This is a genomic window from Mesorhizobium sp. M7D.F.Ca.US.004.03.1.1, from assembly GCF_003998635.1.
Lineage (GTDB): Bacteria > Pseudomonadota > Alphaproteobacteria > Rhizobiales > Rhizobiaceae > Mesorhizobium > Mesorhizobium loti.
On record NZ_RZQG01000944.1, the window covers coordinates 1 to 2,205 of the forward strand.

The 2,205-nt window shown below is 61.7% G+C and carries 3 protein-coding genes; all 3 read right to left on the reverse strand.

All coding sequences use genetic code 11. The features are described from left to right. Positions 1-23 precede the first annotated feature (23 nt). Entirely contained in the window at positions 24-692 is a 669-nt protein-coding gene (locus EN935_RS32280; protein ID WP_126067627.1) for a helix-turn-helix transcriptional regulator, read from the reverse strand. Positions 693-817: 125 nt separating this feature from the next. Then, positions 818-1,363, reverse strand: coding sequence for a thioesterase family protein (locus EN935_RS32285; RefSeq protein ID WP_109666504.1), 546 nt, complete (start codon positions 1,361-1,363; stop codon positions 818-820). A gap of 10 nt (positions 1,364-1,373) precedes the next feature. After that, positions 1,374-2,205 (reverse strand): 3-hydroxyacyl-CoA dehydrogenase family protein (locus tag EN935_RS32290; protein WP_245489109.1); only part of this gene is annotated, 832 nt, incomplete at its 5' end.

Sequence of the window (2,205 nt, forward strand, 5' to 3'; positions counted from 1 at the left end):
TGAAGGAGCCGCACGAGCCTGACCTACTGGCTTGCCCACACAATCCGCGCCACCCACTCGACATCGTGCATGGGAATATCGCGGTCGGGATGATCGGGATTGAGCGAGATCAGCGCAATCGACTTGACGGTCTGGCGCTCGAGCACCTTGGCCATCACCTCGCCGCCGGTGGTCTTGACGACGACGCGATCACCCTTGCGGGTGATGGCGCCCGGTTCGACGATGAGGACGTCGCCATTGCGGTAGAGCGGCAGCATGGAATCACCCTGCACCTGCAGCGCATAGGAACTCTCGGTCGATTGTGCCGGCAGTTCGACCAGATCCCAACCCTGCCCGGCCGGAAAGCCGGCATCGTCGAAGAAGCCGCCGGCGCCGGCCTGGGCAAAGCCGAGCAACGGCACGGAGCGTCTGCGGGCGACCGAAGCGGCATGGCTGGTCGAAGCACTATTGCTGATCCCGGGCCGGCCTTCGATCAGACCGGTGAATTCATCGAGCGAAGCGCCCGTCGCCTCGATGATCTTGGCAAGCGATTCGGTCGACGGCCAGCGCGGCCGACCATCCGAAGACAAACGCTTCGACTTGTTGAAGGCGGTGGAATCGAGCCCCGCGCGCTTGGCCAGTCCCGAGGCCGAAAGCGAATAGCGCTCGGCAAGAGCATCGATGGCGGCCCAGACACGGTCATGCGAGAGCACGTCTTGCTCTCCTTCAATGCAGGAAAAAATACCTTTCCCTTCTAGTCTTGGAATGCCGTTTTGTCCACCGCCCGCCCCACAACGCCGCGTGTAAGCTGTGGCCCCACAAATTCCGATTCCCGGGATCAATCGACACCCTTGGCCAAGCTGCGCAGACCCTGGTGCGACGTCATGAAAATCCGTTCTGCCTGGGTTAGAGGTCGCGGGTTTGCCGCGCGGCCAAGTGCTGCGACGACCTCGTCGATATCGAGAAAGCGCCGAGCCCCGCGGTCATAGACGCCGGCCGTCGTCATGATCAAGGCGGCTGTCTCGCCATTGTCGAGGACGAAACGATGCTTGCCTATAACCTGGGTGCCTTCCCAAGTCTCGATCGAAGACACCACTTCGAAGCGACGCCACAGCCTGATCTCGCGCGCATAGACCGTCTGCAGCCCGCCCATCATCGGCGCCCAGCCATTTGTCCTCGCCAGCCTGATGAGGCCCGCGCGCATAAATAAATCAATGCGGCCGAGATCGGCCAGCATCATGTAGCGCGCATTGTTAAGATGGATGTTGAAATCGATGTCGGTCGGCAGGCAGCGAAAAGCCAGCCGGCTTTCGCCACCCATCATATAGGGGCCACGGCTGCGCGCCGTGGCCATCATGCGCGCCATGCGCACCCAGACATACATCGGGTCGGCGTCAGGCTGCCTGCTTCACGTCGCCTTTCGCATAGGGATCGAAACGTTGATAGAAGCTCTCGCCCTTCTCCGCCATGTCGAGCAGCAGCTTGGGCGCCTTGAACTCGGCGCCGTATTTCTTCTGCAGCTTCTTGGCGATCTTGACGAACGCCCTGGCGCCAATGCCGTCGATGTAGGACAGCGCGCCGCCAGTGTAGGGGGCGAAACCGAAGGCGAGGATCGAGCCGACATCGGCCTCGCGCGGGTCGGTGACGATGCCCTCTTCCATCACCCGGGCCGCTTCAAGCGCGATGGTGACCAGCAGCCGCTGCTGCAACTCCTCATAATCGACCTTCTCGGGCGCAAGCTGCGGATAGAGATCCTTGAGACCCGGCCACAGCTTCTTCTTGGCGGGCTTCGCCGGATAATCGTAGAAACCCTTGCCGTTCTTGCGACCGAAGCGGCCGTGATCGTCGACCATGGTGTTGATCAGCGCCATCTGCTTTGGATCGACCGCCTTGTCGCCCAGGTCCCTGATGGTCTGCTTCATGATCTTCTGGGCAAGGTCGATGGCCGTCTCGTCGGTCAGCGCCAGGGGTCCGACCGGCATGCCGGCGGCCTTCGCAGCATTTTCGATCATCGGCGCCGGGACGCCTTCGATCAGCATCTTGTAGGCTTCCGACATGTAGCGCAGCACGCAGCGGTTGACGTAGAAGCCGCGCGTGTCGTTGACGACGATCGGCGTCTTCTTGATGGCACGGACGAAATCGATTGCCGTGGCCAGCGCCTTGTCGCCGGTCTTCTTGCCCAAAATGATCTCGACCAGCATCATCTTGTCGACAGGCGAGAAGAAG

Coding starts and splice junctions, on each gene's coding strand:
- EN935_RS32285 (WP_109666504.1), bottom strand. CDS start 1,363: ATGTATGTCTGGGTGCGCATGGCGCGCATGATGGCCACGGCGCGCAGC.